The following is an 18368-nucleotide window of genomic DNA, read 5'->3' as shown; positions in this document are numbered from 1 at the left end:
TTTTTTCTTTTTAGCCTTCGGAGCCAGTTGCTTGAGCAACGGTATGCATATCTTTATCACCACGGCCAGATAGGTTCACCAAGATTGTTTTGTCTTTTGGCAATGTCTTAGCCAGCTTGCAGGCATAGGCAATGGCGTGAGAAGACTCAAGCGCAGGAATGATGCCTTCAATACGGCAACAGTCATGGAATGCTTGCAATGCTTCTTCGTCTGTAATTGCCACATAGTCTGCTCGACCAGAATCTTTTAACCAAGCATGTTCAGGACCAACTCCTGGGTAGTCCATGCCAGCAGAAACAGAATGGGTTTCAGAGATCTGACCATTCTCATCTTGTAATAAATAAGTACGGTTACCATGTAATACGCCAGGCTTACCAACGCATAACGCTGCAGAATGCAAGCCACTACCCAAACCATGACCGGCTGCCTCAACACCAACAAGCTTTACCTCGGGGTAATCAATGTATGGATAGAAAATGCCCATCGCATTTGAACCACCGCCTACACAAGCAAGAACGAAGTCAGGTTGACGACCAGTCATCTCAGGCATTTGTACTTTGCACTCTTCACCAATCACGCTTTGAAAATCTCTCACCATCATTGGATAAGGATGCGGTCCTGCAACAGTGCCAATAATGTAGAAAGTATTGTCGACGTTCGTGACCCAATCGCGCATCGCTTCATTGAGCGCGTCTTTTAAAGTCTTTGTGCCAGATTCCACTGGAACGACTTTGGCGCCAAGCAACTTCATACGAAATACGTTTTGCGCCTGACGAGCTACGTCAACAGAACCTTGATAAACCGTACAGTCCAAGCCAAAGCGGGCGCAGATAGTAGCCGTGGCAACGCCATGCTGCCCCGCTCCAGTCTCAGCAATGATGCGGGGCTTGCCCATACGCTTAGCCAACATTGCTTGACCAATCACGTTATTAATCTTGTGTGCACCAGTGTGATTTAAATCTTCACGCTTGAGATAGATCTGCGCACCTCCGAGCATTTCACTCCAACGCTTAGCGTGATAGACCGGTGATGGTCTGCCTACAAAGTGCTTGAGTTCGTAATGAAACTCTTCAATGAATTCTGGATCATGTTGATATTTTGCATAGGCTTCCTTCAGCTCATCCAATGCATACATCAATGTCTCAGAAACAAATACGCCACCATAGGGACCAAAGTGTCCTCGTGCATCTGGCTTATCGTACATAACTACCTCTTTTGATTTGGTTACAGCAAATTATTGGGATGATGTTTTCGCATCAGCTGCGCGCACTGCTTGGATAAATTGAGCCATGAGCGCAGGATCTTTAATACCCCTGCTGATTTCTACGCCACTGCTGACGTCAACCGCGCAAGGATGCAGACGTGCAATCGCTTCGCCCACGTTGTGCACGTTCAATCCACCACTCAAAACGACCCGAGGCGCGTTTTCGCTTACCCATGTCTGCGGTATTCCTTGCCAATCAAAAGGAACGCCTCCGCCACCATATCCCTCGACGAGGGCATCCAGCAGAAAAGCGTTTGCTTGACCGTATTGTAGGGAAAAATCATCAAAAGCGAAGCCTGTTCCTACGCGGGCGGCCTTCATCCAGGGCTCGCCAGCAGCAAGCTGGGCACAGCGCTCTGGGGTCTCATCCCCGTGAAACTGCCATAAGGTGATCGAGGCAGCAGCTCGAATAGCGGCAAATTGCTCATCTGTAGCGTTTACAACCAATCCAACGGCATCCACCCCTACTGGAAGCCTAGAAATGAGCTGGGCAGCGATATTGGGGCTTACAGCCCGCACACTTGGGGGATAAAAGACAAAGCCAACCGCATCTACACCTGCGGCAACGGCTGAATCCACGTCTGCAGACGTCTTTAAACCGCAGATTTTGACCCTAGTTCGGCCGGGAGAATATGTCAGTAAGCCCATAAATGAATGATAAGGCCTGGGGCCTATTATTTCTTTTGCTCTTTCTCTTACTTCCCGATAACCTTGGCAGGTAGCCAGGAGTTTTCCAACCATGGCTGTGGAATGGCAAATTCCTCGGGATAAGTAATTTTGGCCAAATACAGACCATCCGCCATAAAGGTCGGGGCAGCAATTTGCCGATTCTTAGCTGCCAACACTTCAATCATCCATTCTGGCTTTTGCCTGCCCTGTCCGATTTGCAAAAAGCACCCAACAATGTTGCGGATCATATGATGCAAAAAGGCATTTCCACGGATTCGAAAATAAACCCAAGGCTGCTCAGAAATAATCTCTATAGAGTAAATCGTTTTGACTGGCGTTTTACTCTGACATTCGGATGAGCGAAATGAGCTGAAGTCATGTTCGCCAATTAAACATTCAGCGGATTTTTTCATTGCCTCTACATCAAGCCAATTGCCTGGTGGCAACATTAAATATCCAGCACGCGAATGCGACATTGGTGAACGACAAGGCCCGGCCTGTAATGCGTAAATATATTCGCGCTCATAAGCTGAGAAACGCGCGCTAAATTCATCGGAAACTGGTTTAGCCCAGTTCACCACAATCGATGGTGGCAAGAAGGAGTTGACACCTCGTACCCATGAAAAATCTTCGCGCTCGACATTGGTATCAAAGTGCACAACCTGCCCCAGAGCATGAACTCCAGTATCCGTTCTACCTGCGGTGATGGTATGAATGGGATGTTCTGCACTCGCCTGCTCACCAACAAAAGCAGAGATTGCTTTTTCTAATTTATCTTGTACGGTGTTGTGATTGACCTGAGTTTGCCAACCAGAATATGGGCTGCCGTCATACTGAAGGCCAAGGGCTATTCGCATATTAGGTATTGCGATGCGAGATTTCTGCCAACAAGCCCTGTGCTTCAATGGTAATTGCAGGGTCTACCGAATTGCTCATTCGGAGCACTTCATCCAAAGACTTTTTAGCAGCAGAAAAATCTTCAATCGTGATGTAAGCGCGTGCCAAATTGAGTTTGACGCGCAAGGTATCAGCCAGAGGATTAGAAGGTGGGATTGCCGTATCTGATGGCGCCGCATTTGCTGGCTTTGAAAGATCAAGATCGATTCCCTCAAACAATGCTTTAGCACGAGCTGGCATTTCAAAAGGTGTTCCTGCTACAGGTTTCTCTTCTTGATGTTTTTCTTCTTTGCTTGCTTGATGGGCATGCGTATGAATACTTGGCGCCTCTGAACGACGCGCATTACGAGCTAAACCCCACAGAAGTAGACCGGTTAGTGCAATTAAGCCAATAGCCAAAATAGCTGGGCCAAAGCCTCCTAAACCAAAATTACTATCTACCGCCTTTTTCTCTTTTGATTTATCTAAGAGTCTTTGTAGATCGGCAATATTCTTTTCCAATTCAGCGACACGAGCTTTAGTTTGCTCGAGCATCTTCTCTTGAGCGACCAACTCCTCGGTATAACGACGCTCTTGCTCGTTACCCTCGGCACTTGAACCAATCTTTAAGCGATCTTTAGGTGCCACTTCCCCCGACTTGGCGGCATTTGATCCAGTACCTGCATTGGCACCCTTACCATCATGCTCAGCACGCCATTGTTCATTGGCATCAGCAACAAATTGATTTGCTTCTGCAGGACTGATTGAGCGCAACAATGCCTGACTTGGCTTAGTTAACTCTGCGCTAGCAGCCAGGCGATTAATACTGCCGCTAGCAAAAGCATCCGGATTGGCTTTATACAAAGCCATCATGGTTTGATCAAGAGTGGCGCCCTCTAGTTGAGGCGCAATAGTGGCGGCAATCTCAGATAAGGTTTGGCCTGGCTTGACGGTAATTTTTTGTACATCACCCAGCAATAAAGTAAATGTCTTAGTGAGACTTCCGCTCGACCAATTGAGATTGACTAATACATCCAGGAATGGATCATCTGTCACAGGAACAGAATCAACGGTTTCAACAAGCACCATTAACCGCTCTTGACGATTGCGATACACCATCGCCTGTGGATTTAACTGCAGTATCTTTTGAGAGATTCCGAGGCGCTCATATGCAGCCTTATTCGGCATAGCCACATTCAGACTGGATAGAGCGGCCTGCTCATCAGCCCCTACCCGAATAGGAATTTCTACTCGCAATGGTTCGCCTGGGCGAGACTGGAGTTGCGGCGCACCTAAGGAGATTGCAGCGGCGTTGAAAGACCAGCTAAGCAAAACAAAGCTAAGAAGCTTTAAAAAGCTCAGCTGGCAAATGCGGTACATAAAGAAGGGATTACTTTTCGAGCAGAATGCGGAGCATACGACGCAATGGCTCAGCAGCGCCCCACAGGAGTTGGTCACCCACCGTGAATGCACCTAAGTACTCTGGGCCCATTGCCATCTTATGCAAACGACCGATAGGCACAGTTAATGTGCCGCTGATAGCTGCAGGAGATAAATCACGCTCAGTTGTTTCACGATCATTAGGAACCACTTTGACCCACTGGTTGTCAGCAGCCAAAATTGCTTCGATCTCTTTGAGTGGGATATCTTTTTTGAGCTTTACAGTCAAACCTTGTGAGTGGCAGCGCATCGCACCAACACGCACACATAAACCATCAATTGGAATACTGCCTGGGGTGCGGAATGCTGGACGACCCAAGATCTTATTGAACTCAGCGCCACCCTTCCACTCTTCTTTAGTTTGACCGTTCTCAACAGGCACGTCGATCCAAGGAATCAAGCTACCTGCTAATGCGGTGTTGCGGAAGTTTTTCTTCGGAAAGTCAGAAGAGCGCAATGTCTCTGTAACTTTGCGATCAATATCCAAAATCCATGAAGATGGGTCAGCTAATTCAGCAGCTACGCTGTCACGCAATGCGCCCATTTGCAGGAGCAATTCGCGCATGTTCTGTGCACCAGCACCAGAAGCCGCTTGGTAAGTCATGGCGCTAATCCACTCAACCATGTCAGCCTTCACCAGACCGCCCATAGCCATCATCATCAAGCTCACGGTGCAATTGGCACCGATCCAATTCTTGCCACCAGCAGCCAAAGCTTTATCAATCACCGGACGATTTACTGGGTCCAAGACCAATACAGCATCATCTTTCATGCGCAACGCACTTGCAGCATCAATCCAATGACCATTCCACCCTGCAGCGCGTAGCTTAGGGAAGATATCGTTGGTGTAGTCGCCACCCTGGCATGTCAAGATGATGTCGCAACGTGACAATGCTTTGATGTCGTTGGCATCTTGCAAAGTGCTTTCACTCTTGGTAACTTTTTTACCATTGAGAAGTGGTACTTCACCACCGGCTTGACTGGTGCTAAAAAATACTGGCTCAATTAGATCAAAATCTTTCTCAGCGAGCATACGCTCCATAAGAACGCTACCGACCATACCGCGCCAACCAACTAAACCAACCAAAGGTGTTTGTGTATTTGCCATGATGTTAACTATCTAGTGAATTTAATTTCTGTTTACGTTTGTTTTATTTCTTATGCGAGCGCCGCAACAACAGCGTCACCCATTTCGATGGTTGATACTTTTTTCGTGCCTTCGGTATAAATATCGGCCGTACGCAATCCTTGCGCCAATACTTTCTGAACCGCCTTTTCAATACGGTCCGCCTCAGCAGGCATTCCTAAGGAATAGCGCAACATCATGGCAGCAGACAAAATCGTTGCCAATGGATTGGCGATGCCTTTGCCAGCAATATCCGGCGCAGAGCCATGACTTGGCTCATATAAGCCTTTATTGTTCTTATCCAATGAGGCAGATGGCAACATACCAATCGAGCCAGTCAACATAGCTGCTTCGTCAGACAGAATGTCACCAAACAAATTACCAGTGACCACTACGTCAAATGCCTTAGGTGCTTTAACCAACTGCATTGCGGCGTTATCCACATACATATGCGACAACTCAACGTCTGGATACTCTTTTGCAATACGAATCATCACTTCACGCCAAAGTTGTGAAGTTTCTAATACGTTCGCTTTATCAACGCTGCATACTTTCTTGCCGCGCTTGCGTGCAGCTTGAAAAGCAACATGCCCAATTCGCTCTACTTCTGGCTCGCTATAGTGCATAGTGTCAAAGCCTTCACGAGCACCTTTAAATAAAGGTAACTCTGAGGTACGAATGCCGCGCGGCTGACCAAAATAAATATCGCCATTGAGTTCGCGCACAATCAAAATATCTAAGCCACCAATAATTTCTGGCTTAAGACTCGATGCAGAAGTGAGTTCTGGATAGCAAATAGCAGGTCTAAAGTTGGCGAACAACTCAAGATGCTTACGTAAACCCAAGATCGCTTGTTCAGGACGTAGTTCGCGCGCAAGGGTGTCATATTTCCAGTCACCTACCGCGCCAAATAAAATCGCATCGGCTTTTTTAGCAAGTTCTAGTGTTGCTGGTGGCAGAGGATGACCAGCAACATCATAAGCAGCCCCACCAACTGGAGCTTCTTCTAAATCAAACTTTGGGCCAAGCGCGTGGAGTACTCGAACGGCTTGAGCAACGATTTCCGGGCCGATACCATCGCCCGGGAGAACTGCAATTTTCATGAAAGGCCTTTAAATCAACGAAATTACGGCAATTGTGTCGCAAGCCAAGGCATCTTGAGGATGCGTTCAGCTTCATAAGCCTTGATTTTATCTGCATGTTGCAGTGTTAAGCCAATATCGTCTAAGCCATTAAGAAGGCAATATTTCCTAAAGGGGGCGACATCGAAGCTATAGGCGGTGCCATCAGGGGCGATGACCTGCTGAGCCTCTAGATCAATCGTCAACTGGTAACCATTGAAAGCCATGGTTTCATTAAATAGATGATCCACCTGCATTTCTGTCAAAACAATGGGTAAAACGCCATTTTTGAAGCAGTTGTTATAAAAAATATCCGCAAAGCTTGGGGCGATAACTGCTCTAAAACCGTATTGATCTAATGCCCATGGCGCGTGCTCACGGGAGCTGCCACAACCAAAGTTCTTGCGAGCTAACAGAATACCTGCACCTTTATAGCGAGGTTGATTTAGGACAAAGTCGGGATTAATTGGACGAGTGCTGCAATCTTGACCAGGCTCACCGTGGTCTAGATAGCGCCATTCATCAAAGAGATTTTGCCCAAAGCCAGTTTTTTTAATGGACTTTAAGAATTGCTTTGGAATGATGGCGTCGGTATCCACGTTCTCGCGATTAAGCGGAGCAACTAAACCTTTGTATACCGTAAATTTTTCCATGATTCGACTTTTACTCTATTTGCTTTAATTGTTTACTTCACAGGAGTAACGACAACGTCCTTACCCTTTGTTTGCGATTGATTGCCTTGCTGTGTGTTGCTTGATCCACCCATGGAAGTTCCCATGTTTTGCAAATCTTTACCGACACCTTCCATTGTGCTGCTGCAAGCTGAAATCACTAAACCTGCAATGCCAACAATAGCTAATCTGGAAATTAAAGAGAGTGAAGAAAATTTCATCGATCAGTTTCCTTATGAAATCTTGCGAACGTCAACAAAGTGACCTTCGATTGCAGCAGCGGCTGCCATAGCAGGACTTACTAAATGAGTACGACCACCATTACCCTGGCGACCTTCGAAGTTACGGTTAGAAGTTGAAGCGCAACGCTCGCCTGGCTCCAAGCGATCAGCATTCATTGCTAAACACATAGAACAACCTGGCTCACGCCACTCAAAGCCGGCGGCTTTAAAAATGCGATCCAAACCTTCACGTTCAGCTTGGGCCTTAACCAAACCTGAACCTGGAACTACCAAGGCTAACTTCACATTGGGTGCGACCTTCTTGCCAATTCGATCAACTACTTTTGCAGCGGCACGAATGTCTTCAATACGACTGTTAGTACATGAACCAATAAATACTTTGTCGATTGAAATAGCATTCAAGGGTGTATTAGGAACAAGATTCATATACTCCAATGCACGCTCCATAGCGGCGCGCTTATTGGGATCACGCTCTTTTTCTGGATCAGGAACGCGATCGCTAATTGCAAGAACCATTTCTGGAGATGTTCCCCAAGTAACTTGTGGCGCAATTTCTTCAGCACGCAATTCAACTACAGCATCAAATTTCGCATCCGGGTCAGAGTGCAAAGTTCTCCAGTATTGCAAGGCTTGCAACATTGCAGGACCCTTAGGCGCATACGGACGGCCTTGAATGTATTCAATAGTTGTTTCATCTACAGCAACTAAGCCAGCACGTGCGCCAGCTTCAATTGCCATATTGCATATAGTCATGCGCCCTTCCATCGAAAGGTTGCGAATTGCTTCGCCAGCAAATTCAATGGTGTAACCAGTGCCACCAGCTGTACCAATCTTGCCGATCACGGCAAGAACAATATCTTTAGCAGTAGAACCTGGCTGTAAACGGCCATCCACTTTTACCAACATGTTCTTGCTTTTTTTCATGAGCAAGGTTTGAGTTGCTAATACGTGCTCGACTTCAGAGGTGCCGATACCAAATGCCAAAGCACCAAAGGCGCCATGGGTACTTGTATGAGAATCTCCGCACACAACTGTCATACCAGGCAAAGTAGCGCCCTGCTCTGGTCCAATCACGTGAACAATCCCTTGACGGGTATCGTTCATTTTGTATTGGGTAATACCAAAGGCATCGCAGTTTTGATCCAAGGTATCTACTTGCAACTTAGAAATTGGATCAGTAATGCCCTCAGAACGATCCGTTGTTGGAACGTTGTGATCAGACACCGCTAGATTGGCGGAGATGCGCCAAACAGGACGGCCAGCTAAATTTAAACCTTCAAATGCCTGAGGACTGGTTACCTCATGAAGCAACTGACGATCAATATAAATCGTGGCTGTGCCATCCTCTTCAGAGTAAACAACGTGGTCATCCCACAATTTGTCATAAAGCGTACGAGACATGAGTGACCTTAAAAACCTTATTTACGAACTGTAATGTTTGGAACCTTACGTGCTGTTTCGCCAACATACAACTGACGTGGACGACCGATCTTGTACTCAGGATCAGTAATCATCTCTTCCCACTGAGCAATCCAACCTACTGTTCTTGCCAAAGCAAAAATACAAGTAAACATTTCTGTTGGGATACCCAAAGCGCGTTGAACGATTCCTGAGTAGAAGTCTACGTTTGGATAGAGCTTACGACTTACAAAGTAGTCATCTTCCAAAGCAATCTTCTCGAGAGTCATTGCCAACTTGAACAATGGGTCATCTTGCAAGCCCAATTCGTTCAATACTTCATAGCAAGTCTCACGCATCAATTTAGCGCGTGGGTCAAAGTTTTTGTAAACGCGGTGACCGAAGCCCATCAAGCGAACGCTAGAGTTCTTGTCTTTTACTTGAGCGATGAATTCATGAATCTTGTCTACGCCACCTTGAGCTTGAATTTCATTCAACATCTGCAGGCAAGCTTCGTTTGCGCCACCGTGCGCTGGACCCCAGAGGCAAGCAATACCAGCAGAAATCGCTGCAAATGGATTGGTGCCTGAAGAACCGCACAAACGCACTGTAGAAGTAGAAGCGTTTTGCTCGTGGTCAGCATGCAATGTGAAGATGCGATCCAAAGCGCGTACCAATACTGGGTTCACTTTGTACTCTTCACATGGTGTTGCGAACATCATGCGCATAAAGTTTGCTGTGTATGACAAAGAGTTATCTGGATAGATAAATGGCTGTCCTACGGAATACTTGTATGCCATAGCCACCAATGTAGGCATCTTTGCGATCAAGCGAATTTGGGCAACTTCACGAGCATGCGGATCGCTGTAATCAATCTCATCATGATAGAAAGCAGCCATTGCACCAACTAAGCCAGTCAACACAGACATTGGATGCGCATCACGGCGGAAGCCACGCAAGAAGAATTGCATTTGCTCATGAACCATGGTGTGGTGCATAACCATTTCATCAAAGGCTTTTTTCTCAGTTGCGTTTGGCAATTCGCCATTGATCAAGAGGTAGCAAACTTCTAAGAAGTCACAGTTATTTGCTAAGTCTTCAATTGGGTAACCGCGATAGAGCAACTCGCCCTTGTCGCCATCGATGTAAGTAATTTTGCTATTGCATGATGCAGTAGACAGAAAGCCTGAATCGTAAGTGAATTTACCGGTCTGACCATAGAGTTTACGAATGTCAATTACGTCAGGACCTACTGTCCCTTTGTAAATTGGCAGATCAATATCTGGTGTTCCATCCGAAAACGAGAGTTTTGCCTTGATGTCCGATTCAATCATTTCTAATCCTTAGTCATTCAAAATTATGATTAATACACTATTCATTCATGCATCTATACGCTTACTGCACCAAAAGGCTGAATTACTTCTCTCTTAGCCTTTGTAAAACCAGTTTGAAAGAGTCCGCTTGCATCTCTTTCTCCAAGCTTGCTACAGAATCTTTACGGCCAATTAATAAATCCATTAAGTCGTTGTCGTCTAGAGCCAATAGCTGGGTTAATACTTTTCCATCTTCAACGCTTAACTGAGTGCCATAGCGCTCAAAGAAACGCTGCAGAATTAGATCGTTCTCTAGCAAGCCCCTGCGAGCGTCACTTTTTAAACGATATAACTCTTCATTTCCGAGGGTCATACTGCCCTACGAACCATCAACTCCTTGATCTTGCCAATTGCCTTCGTTGGGTTCAAGTGCTTAGGACATACGTCCACGCAATTCATGATGGTATGGCAACGGAACAAGCGGTATGGATCCTCTAAGTTATCTAAACGCTGCGCAGTTTCTTGGTCACGGCTATCAGCAATAAAGCGATACGCCTGCAACAAGCCTGCTGGACCAACGAACTTATCAGGATTCCACCAGAATGATGGGCATGAAGTCGAGCATGATGCGCACAAGATGCACTCATACAAACCGTTCAACTCTTCACGCTCTTCAGGACTCTGGAGACGCTCTTTTTCAGGAGGTGGATTGTCATTTACCAAGTAAGGCTTGATAGACAAATATTGTTTGAAGAACAAAGTCATGTCGACGATCAAATCACGCACAACTGGCAAGCCAGGCAATGGGCGCAATGTGATGACCTTAGGCAAAGTCAACATATTGGTCAAACAAGCCAAACCGTTTTTACCGTTAATGTTCATTGCATCTGAACCGCACACGCCTTCACGGCATGAACGACGATAAGAAATGGTTTCGTCTTGCTTCTTCAAGGAAATCAAAGCATCCAACAACATACGCTCGCCAGTGAGTTCTAGCTCATAGCGTTCCATGCGCGGAGCTGCATCGACATCTGGATCGTAGCGGTAAATTTCGAATATACGGATATCACTCATTTTCTATTTCTCTTCGCTTAGAAAGTACGTTCTTTTGGAGGGAATGATTCAACAGTTAAAGGCTTCAAAATAACTGGTTTGTAAGTAAGCTTATTGCCCTCGCTGTACCAAAGGGTATGCTTCATCCAGTTCTCATCATCACGATGCGGATGATCATCATGTGAATGAGCGCCACGACTCTCTTTACGAGCTGCCGCAGAAATCATGGTTGCGTTTGCAGTTTCAACCAAGTTAGCCACTTCCAAAGCTTCAATACGTGCTGTATTGAAAATTTCGGATTTGTCTTTAACCCATAAGTGCTTGGCACGCTCAGTCAATTTAGCCATTTGACGAACACCTTCGTCCATCAACTCTTGATTGCGGAATACACCAGCATATTTCTGCATGCACTTGCGAATATCGTTTGCAACGTCTTGTGCGTACTCGCCTGAAGTTGAATTATCCAACTTCGCAATACGCTCCAATGTTTGCTGACCAGCATTTGCAGGCAATGGCTTGAATTCGCGATTCTTGAGATCAAGGCCAACAATGTGGTTACCAGCAGCACGACCGAATACTAAGAGGTCGAGCAATGAGTTTGTACCCAAGCGGTTCGCACCGTGCACAGAAACGCATGAACACTCACCAATCGCATACAAGCCGTTCACGATTTCATTGTGAATACCATTTGCAGGCACAACTACTTGACCATTGATGTTGGTAGGAATACCGCCCATCTGATAGTGAATTGTTGGCACAACTGGAATTGGCTCTTTAGTAACGTCAACGTTAGCAAAGTTGATACCAATTTCATAAACAGAAGGCAAACGCTTCATGATCGTATCGGCACCAATGTGCGTCAAATCGAGCACAACATAATCACCATTAGGACCGCAACCGCGCCCTTCTTTAATTTCTTGGTCCATTGAGCGTGATACGAAATCGCGTGGAGCCAAATCTTTCAAAGTTGGCGCATAACGCTCCATGAAACGCTCACCATCTTTGTTACGCAAGATACCGCCTTCACCGCGGCAGCCTTCTGTCAGCAATACGCCCGCACCAGCTACGCCAGTTGGGTGGAATTGCCAGAACTCCATGTCTTCCAAAGGAATGCCTGCGCGAGCAGCCAAGCCCATACCGTCACCGGTATTAATAAATGCGTTAGTTGATGCGTCCCAGATACGACCCGCACCACCAGTAGCCAACATCACAACCTTGGCTTCCAGAATATAAACCTGGCCAGTTTCCATTTCGAGAGCAGTTACACCAACAACATCACCGTCGTCATCACGAATCAAATCGAGTGCCAACCATTCAACGAAGAAGTTGGTTTTTGCGCGGACGTTACGCTGATACAAAGTGTGTAACATTGCATGACCAGTACGGTCAGCTGCAGCACATGCGCGCTGCACTGGCTTCTCGCCATAGTTTGCTGTGTGACCACCGAATGGACGCTGATAAATCGTGCCATCTGGGTTACGGTCAAACGGCATACCAAAGTGCTCTAACTCATAAACAACTTTTGGAGCTTCACGACACATAAACTCGATCACGTCCTGGTCGCCTAACCAGTCGGAACCTTTGATGGTGTCGTAAAAGTGATAGTGCCAATTGTCTTCACTCATGTTGCCCAATGAAGCACCGATACCACCTTGTGCAGCAACTGTGTGTGAACGTGTTGGGAAAACCTTTGTCAGAACAGCAACATTCAAGCCGGCTTCAGCCAACTGCAATGAAGCGCGCATACCTGAACCACCTGCTCCAATAATCACCGCATCAAAACGGCGGCGTGGCAATGATTTTTTAATTGCAGTCATCGAATTACACTTTCCACAAAATTTGAACGGCATAGGCCGCACAGGCTACGAGATACAAAACGGTTAACACTTGAAGTGTCAAACGAATGCTGACGGGCTTGATGTAATCCATCCAGATGTCACGCACGCCAATCCAAGCGTGATAGAACAAACTGATGAAAGCCAAGAGTGTTAACAGCTTCATTACTTGACCGCTGAACAAGCCAGACCAGCCCTCGTATGAGGCGCTACCAGTGATGCAGTAGTCAACTAACAAAACAATCGTAAATACCACCATCACAATCGCAGTAACGCGCTGGATGATCCATTCTTTAAGGCCGTAATGCGCACCGACAACTAAGCGCTTTGGTCCGATTTGATAAATAGGCATGAGATTTCCTTAAATGAGTAGCGCTTAGTACAAGCCGAACATTTTGAGACCAACTACTGCAGTCAAAGCCAGACCAATAACAAGAACAATAATGGCCGAACGATTAGCTTCAGACTTCTCTACGCCAATTTCTAAATCGAGCAAGAGGTAGCGGATACCAGCACAGAAGTGATGTAAAAAACACCAGATCAAACCGAGGCAAATAATTTTTACCAATATATTGCCGGTAAAAGCCTGGAATTTTTGATAGCTCAACTCAGAAGCAATACTCTGATCGAAGAGATACAAGATAAATGGCAATAAGAGGAACAATGCTGCCCCGCTAATGCGATGAAGAATTGATACTTTACCGGCCCAAGGAAGGCGGTATTTAATCAATTGAGCAAGACCGATATTTTTATAAACAGGTCTATCTTTTTTTACTGCTTGCTGTGAATCAACCATGGGTAATCTCTATCTTTAGGTGGAGGTTCAGTGTGGTTTTGTTGTATCGCAACATATTCTATTGGAAACCTTAGGGGTGGTGGGGATTTTTTGGCGTTTAAAGGGGTTAATTACTGGTTTTTACTGATTTGCTCAGTTCAATTTGTTCTCGTAATGCTGCTCTGAAGTGTCGTATCTAGCGTGACGAATTTCTACTGGTTTATTCCCGTAGGTAAATGCCACCCGCTCCACAGAAAGGAGTGGTGCACCCTGCGGTAAATGCAGGTGCTTCGCTAAAGTCTCATCAGCAGCCACAGCCTTGATCTTTTCTTCTGCGCGCACCATGTGAGTTGCGTACTGACCCTCATAAAAGGCATATACCGGGCCATGCCAAGCATTGAGGACTTCTAGATCCAAGCCCTTAAAGCGCGCCCCAGGAAGAAAAATCTCTTCAAAAACAATGGGTTTTCCCGCGAAGCTCTGCACCCGGTCGATATGAATGATGGGGTCGCCTGCCTTTAATTTAAGCAAATTGGCCACATAAGGGCTTGCTTTGGTGTTTTCGCAGGATAAAAACTGATTGGTAAGGTGAAATTTCTCACCGGAGTCTGGGGCTAAGCGTAAAAACCGGTACTGCCAGTCATCCTCTTGATGGGTGGCAACAAAAGTACCCTTGCCTTGGCGACGAACTAGGAGGTTTTGGGCGGCAAGCTCATCAATTGCCTTGCGAACCGTGCCCTGACTAACGGCATAACGGGCTGCCAACTCCATTTCACTGGGAATAGCCTCTCCCGGAAGCCATTCGGAGGCTTGCAAACTAGCCAAAATCATTGCCTTAATCTGCTCGTACAGAGGGCTAAATGAGGCAACAGGCAAAGTCACATCAGACAAATTAACTCCAGACCGCGTCAATTGGATAAAATTCTAGGTAATTCTAGTCTTATATAAGACATCATTGACAGTGTAAAGCTAAAGTCCCTACACTTGAATGGATAATAGAAAAGTTTTCGTAAATTAACCCTCTTAACCTTCTTCTGGAGTTATTAGTAATGGCAAAAGCCCCAATGCGTGTCGCCGTAACCGGTGCAGCCGGTCAAATCGGATATTCCCTTTTATTCCGTATCGCCAATGGCGACCTTTTGGGCAAAGATCAGCCCGTAATCTTGCAATTGCTAGAGATTCCTGATGAAAAAGCACAAAAAGCATTAACTGGCGTGATGATGGAGTTGGAAGACTGCGCATTCCCACTCTTGGCTGGCATGACAGCTCACTCAGATCCAATGACAGCGTTTAAAGATATCGACGTTGCTCTTTTAGTCGGCGCACGTCCACGTGGTCCTGGCATGGAGCGTAAAGATCTACTCTCCGCTAACGCACAAATTTTCACAGCACAAGGTAAAGCATTGAATGCTGTTGCTAAGAAGACTGTAAAAGTATTGGTTGTTGGCAACCCAGCAAACACTAACGCTTACATTGCCATGAAATCTGCTCCAGACATTCCTGCGAAAAACTTTACAGCGATGTTACGTCTCGACCACAACCGTGCTCTCTCACAATTGGCTAACAAGTTGAACAAGCCTGTTGCCGATATTGAGAAATTAGTTGTTTGGGGCAACCACAGCCCAACAATGTATCCAGACTATCGCTTTGCAACCATCGATGGCAAGTCAGTTAAAGACTCTATCAACGATGCAGCATGGAACAAAGATGTATTTATTCCTACTGTTGGTAAACGTGGTGCAGCCATCATTGAAGCTCGCGGCCTTTCTTCTGCAGCCTCTGCAGCGAACGCAGCGATTGATCATATTCATGACTGGGTACTCGGTACAAACGGTAAGTGGGTAACTATGGGTATTCCTTCTAAAGGCGAATACGGCATTCCTGCTGAAGTGATTTATGGCTTCCCAGTAGTTTGCGAAAACGGCGAATACAAAATGATCGAAGGTTTAGAGATCGACGAGTTCTCCCGTGAGCGCATGACACACACCTTGAATGAATTACTCGAAGAGCAAGCTGGCGTTAAGCACCTGCTCTCATAAGGAAAATTTGCACATGAAAAAAAATTTTCTCGCCATTAGCGCAGTTCTTGCAAGCCTTTTAGGTGCCGTAAATGCTAGCGCTAGTGAAGAAGTAATTACGTGGACTTGTCAGGAGAGCAAGCAGTTCAAAACTACTGGCAATACTGAAAAAGTTCGCTTAACTTGGGAATCTAAATCTTATGATTTGGAGCGCCAAACCTCATTGCCAGGCAGCTTACGTTACAAGAACACAAACTCTGGTTACGATCTTGTAGTGCTAGGTAATAAAGCAATGTTGTTTAACATCAAAGCAGGTGTTCGTCTTGCCGATTTCTGCCAAACAGCAGATATGAAATCTGGTAAGTTGCCACATTTGTTTGCAGGTGCGGAACCATTTGTGCAGAATTAATTTCTCACGTTGCATTAATTAAAAAAGCCGAGGATTCCTCGGCTTTTTTATTACTTAGTTTCTTTGCGCAGTTTCTTTACTTAACTTCCTATTTCTTTAGTGAAACAGAGGTTGCTGTGACGGTGCATCATCTGGCATTTCAGCATGTACTGCTTCACCAGAACGATCCGGAAATAAAGGCGCGCCGCAGTCGTCACAGAGCTCTGGGTCAAATAGCATGGCATGGCGGAAGACATCCTCCACGCCAGCATCATACAAAGCATCACAAATTTTCTTGATCGGACTCTCATCATCCGATAAATCATTTAAAGCATCACTTGCTACGCTCTCACGATCATAGAGCGGCCAGATCACGCCATACATGACCTCCGAAGAGCCTTTTGCGCTAAATGAAATTCGGTACTCATCAGCCTGCTCTTCACCAAATGCACCCACAACGCAAGACAAGCCTGCGGGGAGAATGCCAAGAGTGCTCTCGAGGAAATTCACGGCTGCACGAATACTTAAAGGGCGAACATGTTTATCTGCCAAGCGGCAGTTCGTGAAATAAGCCTCGGGCAAGAGCAGCTCGAACTCACATCCTGGCAATAAAGAGGCAATCGGCTCTTGCATGGCGTTTTGCCAACCAATCAAACTCACTCCGCGCTCTTGGCGTACTGGCGGCTCAGCCTGCCAACGGAAGATTGGCGAGCCAGCGGGTGCACTCAAGGCCGCAATAATGAAACGAGGATCAGCTAACACAGCGATGGTTTCCGACATATCGCGCAACTCAAGCTTGACCTCTTTTCCAGAGATGGCCGCACTTGCCAATGACTCTGTGAGGATACGAGTTTGACAATGCGAATGAGGCATTTGATCAATACTATACAACCAAGGAACAATCGCCAAGCGTGTGTCCGTTGAGGCAATCGCACTATGCAAAGCCTGAGCCGTAGACTCAATGATGTTCACTGGCAATGGGCCTGAAGGGATCTGGTAACGCGTGTGAGCAACGATAGGCAGCGCTAATAACAACACATCCCACTCCTGACCTTCATGCTCGATCCTTAAGGATTCGGCCAAGGTTTCAGCAATATCGGCGAGCACCTCAAAAGCTACTGTATTAATTCGGAAGGTTTGATCCAGAGCAGCATCGATCACGTTTTGGTTCTGGCTTTTAAGCAAACGCATCAATCGCACATTCAGACGCTCTTCCCAGAAACGGTCTTCAACCTGACTCCCAGAAGCCGCTAAAGAAATAGCGTCAGCAACCAACTTCTCCACCTCAGGAGAATTGCGTTGTGATGCTTTGGTGCGATGAACGGCCATTATTTTCTTTCTGCCCTTCTAAATACAGGCTTATCTACTTTAGATTCTGCGGCATAGTATTTATACCCGTCTAAGTTAAAGCCTTTTAAATCCGCTGGATCGGTAATTCGATTCTCAACCACGTAGCGCGCCATTAGGCCGCGAGCCCGCTTGGCATAAAAAGAAATGATCTTGTACTTACCGTCCTTAGCATCCTGAAATACAGGAGCAATCACTGGGCAATCCAATTCTTTGGGTTGAAGTACCTTGAAATACTCTTCAGAAGCCAAATTGAGTAGCACTGGCTTCTTTTGTTTTTCTAAAACCTTTTTGATGGAATCGGTCACTCTACTACCCCAAAAGGCATAAAGATCCTTGCCCCGGGCGTTCTTAAATGATGTGCCCATCTCTAGTCGATATGGCTGCATCAAATCCAAGGGCTTTAGTGCGCCATAAAGACCCGACAAAATCCGAATATGATCTTGAGCAAACTGAACGGACTTAGCATCCAGGCTTTTGACGTCAAAACCGTCATAAACATCACCATCAAAAGCATAGATCGCTGGCTTGCTGTTCTCTTCGGTGAATTTCTTAGACCAATCCCGATAGCGTCCAACATTCAATGTGGCTAATTGATCGGATAAGCCCATAAGCTTGGCAACATCTTGGGGCGCCAATTTCTTCAAGTCGGCAATCAGCTTGGCTGATTCAGAGACAAACTCAGGCAAAGTTGGCGCCTTGACCTTGACTGGGGTCTTGTAATCCAGGGATTTAGCAGGTGAAAGAACGATCAGCATGGCACAATTTGTTAATGTATTTTTACCATTCTAGCGACTACCGGCTATATCCGCTCTAAACGACCTACCACCAC

At 46.2% G+C, this 18368-nt stretch carries 20 protein-coding genes; 2 read left to right on the top strand and 18 right to left on the bottom strand.

Translation table 11 applies throughout. From position 1 onward, the window contains the following. Positions 1-10: 10 nt before the first annotated feature. The 16 genes from trpB to QMF28_RS04125 all read right to left on the bottom strand — a co-directional run bounded on the left by trpB (position 11) and on the right by QMF28_RS04125 (position 14665). Positions 11-1204 carry a tryptophan synthase subunit beta gene (trpB, locus tag QMF28_RS04200; RefSeq protein WP_068321388.1) on the bottom strand — a complete coding sequence of 398 codons (1194 nt, stop codon included), beginning with the start codon at positions 1202-1204 and terminating at the stop codon, positions 11-13. Between the two features lie 30 nt (positions 1205-1234). After that, positions 1235-1912 carry a phosphoribosylanthranilate isomerase gene (locus QMF28_RS04195; RefSeq protein WP_281743400.1) on the bottom strand — a complete coding sequence of 226 codons (678 nt, stop codon included), beginning with the start codon at positions 1910-1912 and terminating at the stop codon, positions 1235-1237. A gap of 47 nt (positions 1913-1959) precedes the next feature. Continuing rightward, on the bottom strand, positions 1960-2790 hold the full coding sequence (gene truA / locus QMF28_RS04190) for a tRNA pseudouridine(38-40) synthase TruA (protein ID WP_281743399.1): 831 nt from the start codon (positions 2788-2790) through the stop codon (positions 1960-1962). A gap of 1 nt (position 2791) precedes the next feature. After that, complete coding sequence (locus tag QMF28_RS04185; protein ID WP_281743398.1) at positions 2792-4189, bottom strand: FimV/HubP family polar landmark protein; 1398 nt, start codon at positions 4187-4189, stop codon at positions 2792-2794. Positions 4190-4199: 10 nt separating this feature from the next. Further along, the gene (gene asd, locus QMF28_RS04180) at positions 4200-5357 is read right to left on the bottom strand and encodes an aspartate-semialdehyde dehydrogenase (RefSeq protein ID WP_281743397.1); all 1158 of its coding nucleotides are present in this window, start codon (positions 5355-5357) and stop codon (positions 4200-4202) included. Positions 5358-5407: 50 nt separating this feature from the next. Then, the gene (gene leuB / locus QMF28_RS04175; RefSeq protein WP_281743396.1) at positions 5408-6478 is read right to left on the bottom strand and encodes a 3-isopropylmalate dehydrogenase; all 1071 of its coding nucleotides are present in this window, start codon (positions 6476-6478) and stop codon (positions 5408-5410) included. A gap of 23 nt (positions 6479-6501) precedes the next feature. After that, positions 6502-7149 carry a 3-isopropylmalate dehydratase small subunit gene (gene leuD / locus QMF28_RS04170; RefSeq protein ID WP_068321370.1) on the bottom strand — a complete coding sequence of 216 codons (648 nt, stop codon included), beginning with the start codon at positions 7147-7149 and terminating at the stop codon, positions 6502-6504. A gap of 32 nt (positions 7150-7181) precedes the next feature. Further along, positions 7182-7388, bottom strand: coding sequence for a hypothetical protein (locus QMF28_RS04165; protein ID WP_068321367.1), 207 nt, complete (start codon positions 7386-7388; stop codon positions 7182-7184). Between the two features lie 12 nt (positions 7389-7400). Further along, entirely contained in the window at positions 7401-8810 is a 1410-nt protein-coding gene (leuC, locus tag QMF28_RS04160; protein WP_068321364.1) for a 3-isopropylmalate dehydratase large subunit, read from the bottom strand. Between the two features lie 17 nt (positions 8811-8827). Beyond that, complete coding sequence (gltA, locus tag QMF28_RS04155; protein ID WP_068321361.1) at positions 8828-10141, bottom strand: citrate synthase; 1314 nt, start codon at positions 10139-10141, stop codon at positions 8828-8830. 82 nt (positions 10142-10223) lie between these two features. Beyond that, complete coding sequence (locus QMF28_RS04150; protein WP_281743394.1) at positions 10224-10493, bottom strand: succinate dehydrogenase assembly factor 2; 270 nt, start codon at positions 10491-10493, stop codon at positions 10224-10226. Then, positions 10490-11194, bottom strand: coding sequence for a succinate dehydrogenase iron-sulfur subunit (locus tag QMF28_RS04145; RefSeq protein WP_068321355.1), 705 nt, complete (start codon positions 11192-11194; stop codon positions 10490-10492). Before QMF28_RS04145 ends, QMF28_RS04150 begins: the two co-directional genes overlap by 4 nt. A 17-nt stretch (positions 11195-11211) precedes the next feature. Continuing rightward, a complete protein-coding gene (gene sdhA, locus QMF28_RS04140; protein ID WP_068321352.1) occupies positions 11212-12990 on the bottom strand; it encodes a succinate dehydrogenase flavoprotein subunit in 1779 nt (592 codons plus the stop codon). Positions 12991-12994: 4 nt separating this feature from the next. After that, complete coding sequence (gene sdhD / locus QMF28_RS04135) at positions 12995-13360, bottom strand: succinate dehydrogenase, hydrophobic membrane anchor protein (protein ID WP_068321349.1); 366 nt, start codon at positions 13358-13360, stop codon at positions 12995-12997. A gap of 24 nt (positions 13361-13384) precedes the next feature. Further along, complete coding sequence (gene sdhC, locus QMF28_RS04130; protein WP_068321346.1) at positions 13385-13804, bottom strand: succinate dehydrogenase, cytochrome b556 subunit; 420 nt, start codon at positions 13802-13804, stop codon at positions 13385-13387. A gap of 132 nt (positions 13805-13936) precedes the next feature. Further along, complete coding sequence (locus QMF28_RS04125; RefSeq protein ID WP_281743620.1) at positions 13937-14665, bottom strand: GntR family transcriptional regulator; 729 nt, start codon at positions 14663-14665, stop codon at positions 13937-13939. A 167-nt stretch (positions 14666-14832) separates the two neighbouring features. Here QMF28_RS04125 and QMF28_RS04120 point away from each other — a divergent pair, with 167 nt between their 5' ends. Further along, entirely contained in the window at positions 14833-15822 is a 990-nt protein-coding gene (locus QMF28_RS04120) for a malate dehydrogenase (protein ID WP_215349315.1), read from the top strand. 13 nt (positions 15823-15835) lie between these two features. Further along, entirely contained in the window at positions 15836-16210 is a 375-nt protein-coding gene (locus QMF28_RS04115; protein ID WP_281743390.1) for a hypothetical protein, read from the top strand. A gap of 96 nt (positions 16211-16306) precedes the next feature. Here QMF28_RS04115 and QMF28_RS04110 read toward each other — a convergent pair whose 3' ends face one another. Both QMF28_RS04110 and yaaA read right to left on the bottom strand, forming a co-directional pair. Further along, positions 16307-17518 carry a DUF2863 family protein gene (locus tag QMF28_RS04110; RefSeq protein WP_281743389.1) on the bottom strand — a complete coding sequence of 404 codons (1212 nt, stop codon included), beginning with the start codon at positions 17516-17518 and terminating at the stop codon, positions 16307-16309. After that, positions 17518-18294 (bottom strand): peroxide stress protein YaaA, encoded by a 777-nt coding sequence (gene yaaA, locus QMF28_RS04105; RefSeq protein WP_068321334.1) that lies wholly within the window; start codon positions 18292-18294, stop codon positions 17518-17520. The genes QMF28_RS04110 and yaaA overlap by 1 nt, the downstream gene beginning before the upstream one ends. Positions 18295-18368 lie beyond the last annotated feature (74 nt).

It is taken from the genome of Polynucleobacter yangtzensis (genome assembly GCF_027924165.1).
In the GTDB taxonomy this organism is placed as follows: domain Bacteria; phylum Pseudomonadota; class Gammaproteobacteria; order Burkholderiales; family Burkholderiaceae; genus Polynucleobacter; species Polynucleobacter yangtzensis.
This window is presented reverse-complemented; position numbering and strand designations above follow the sequence as displayed.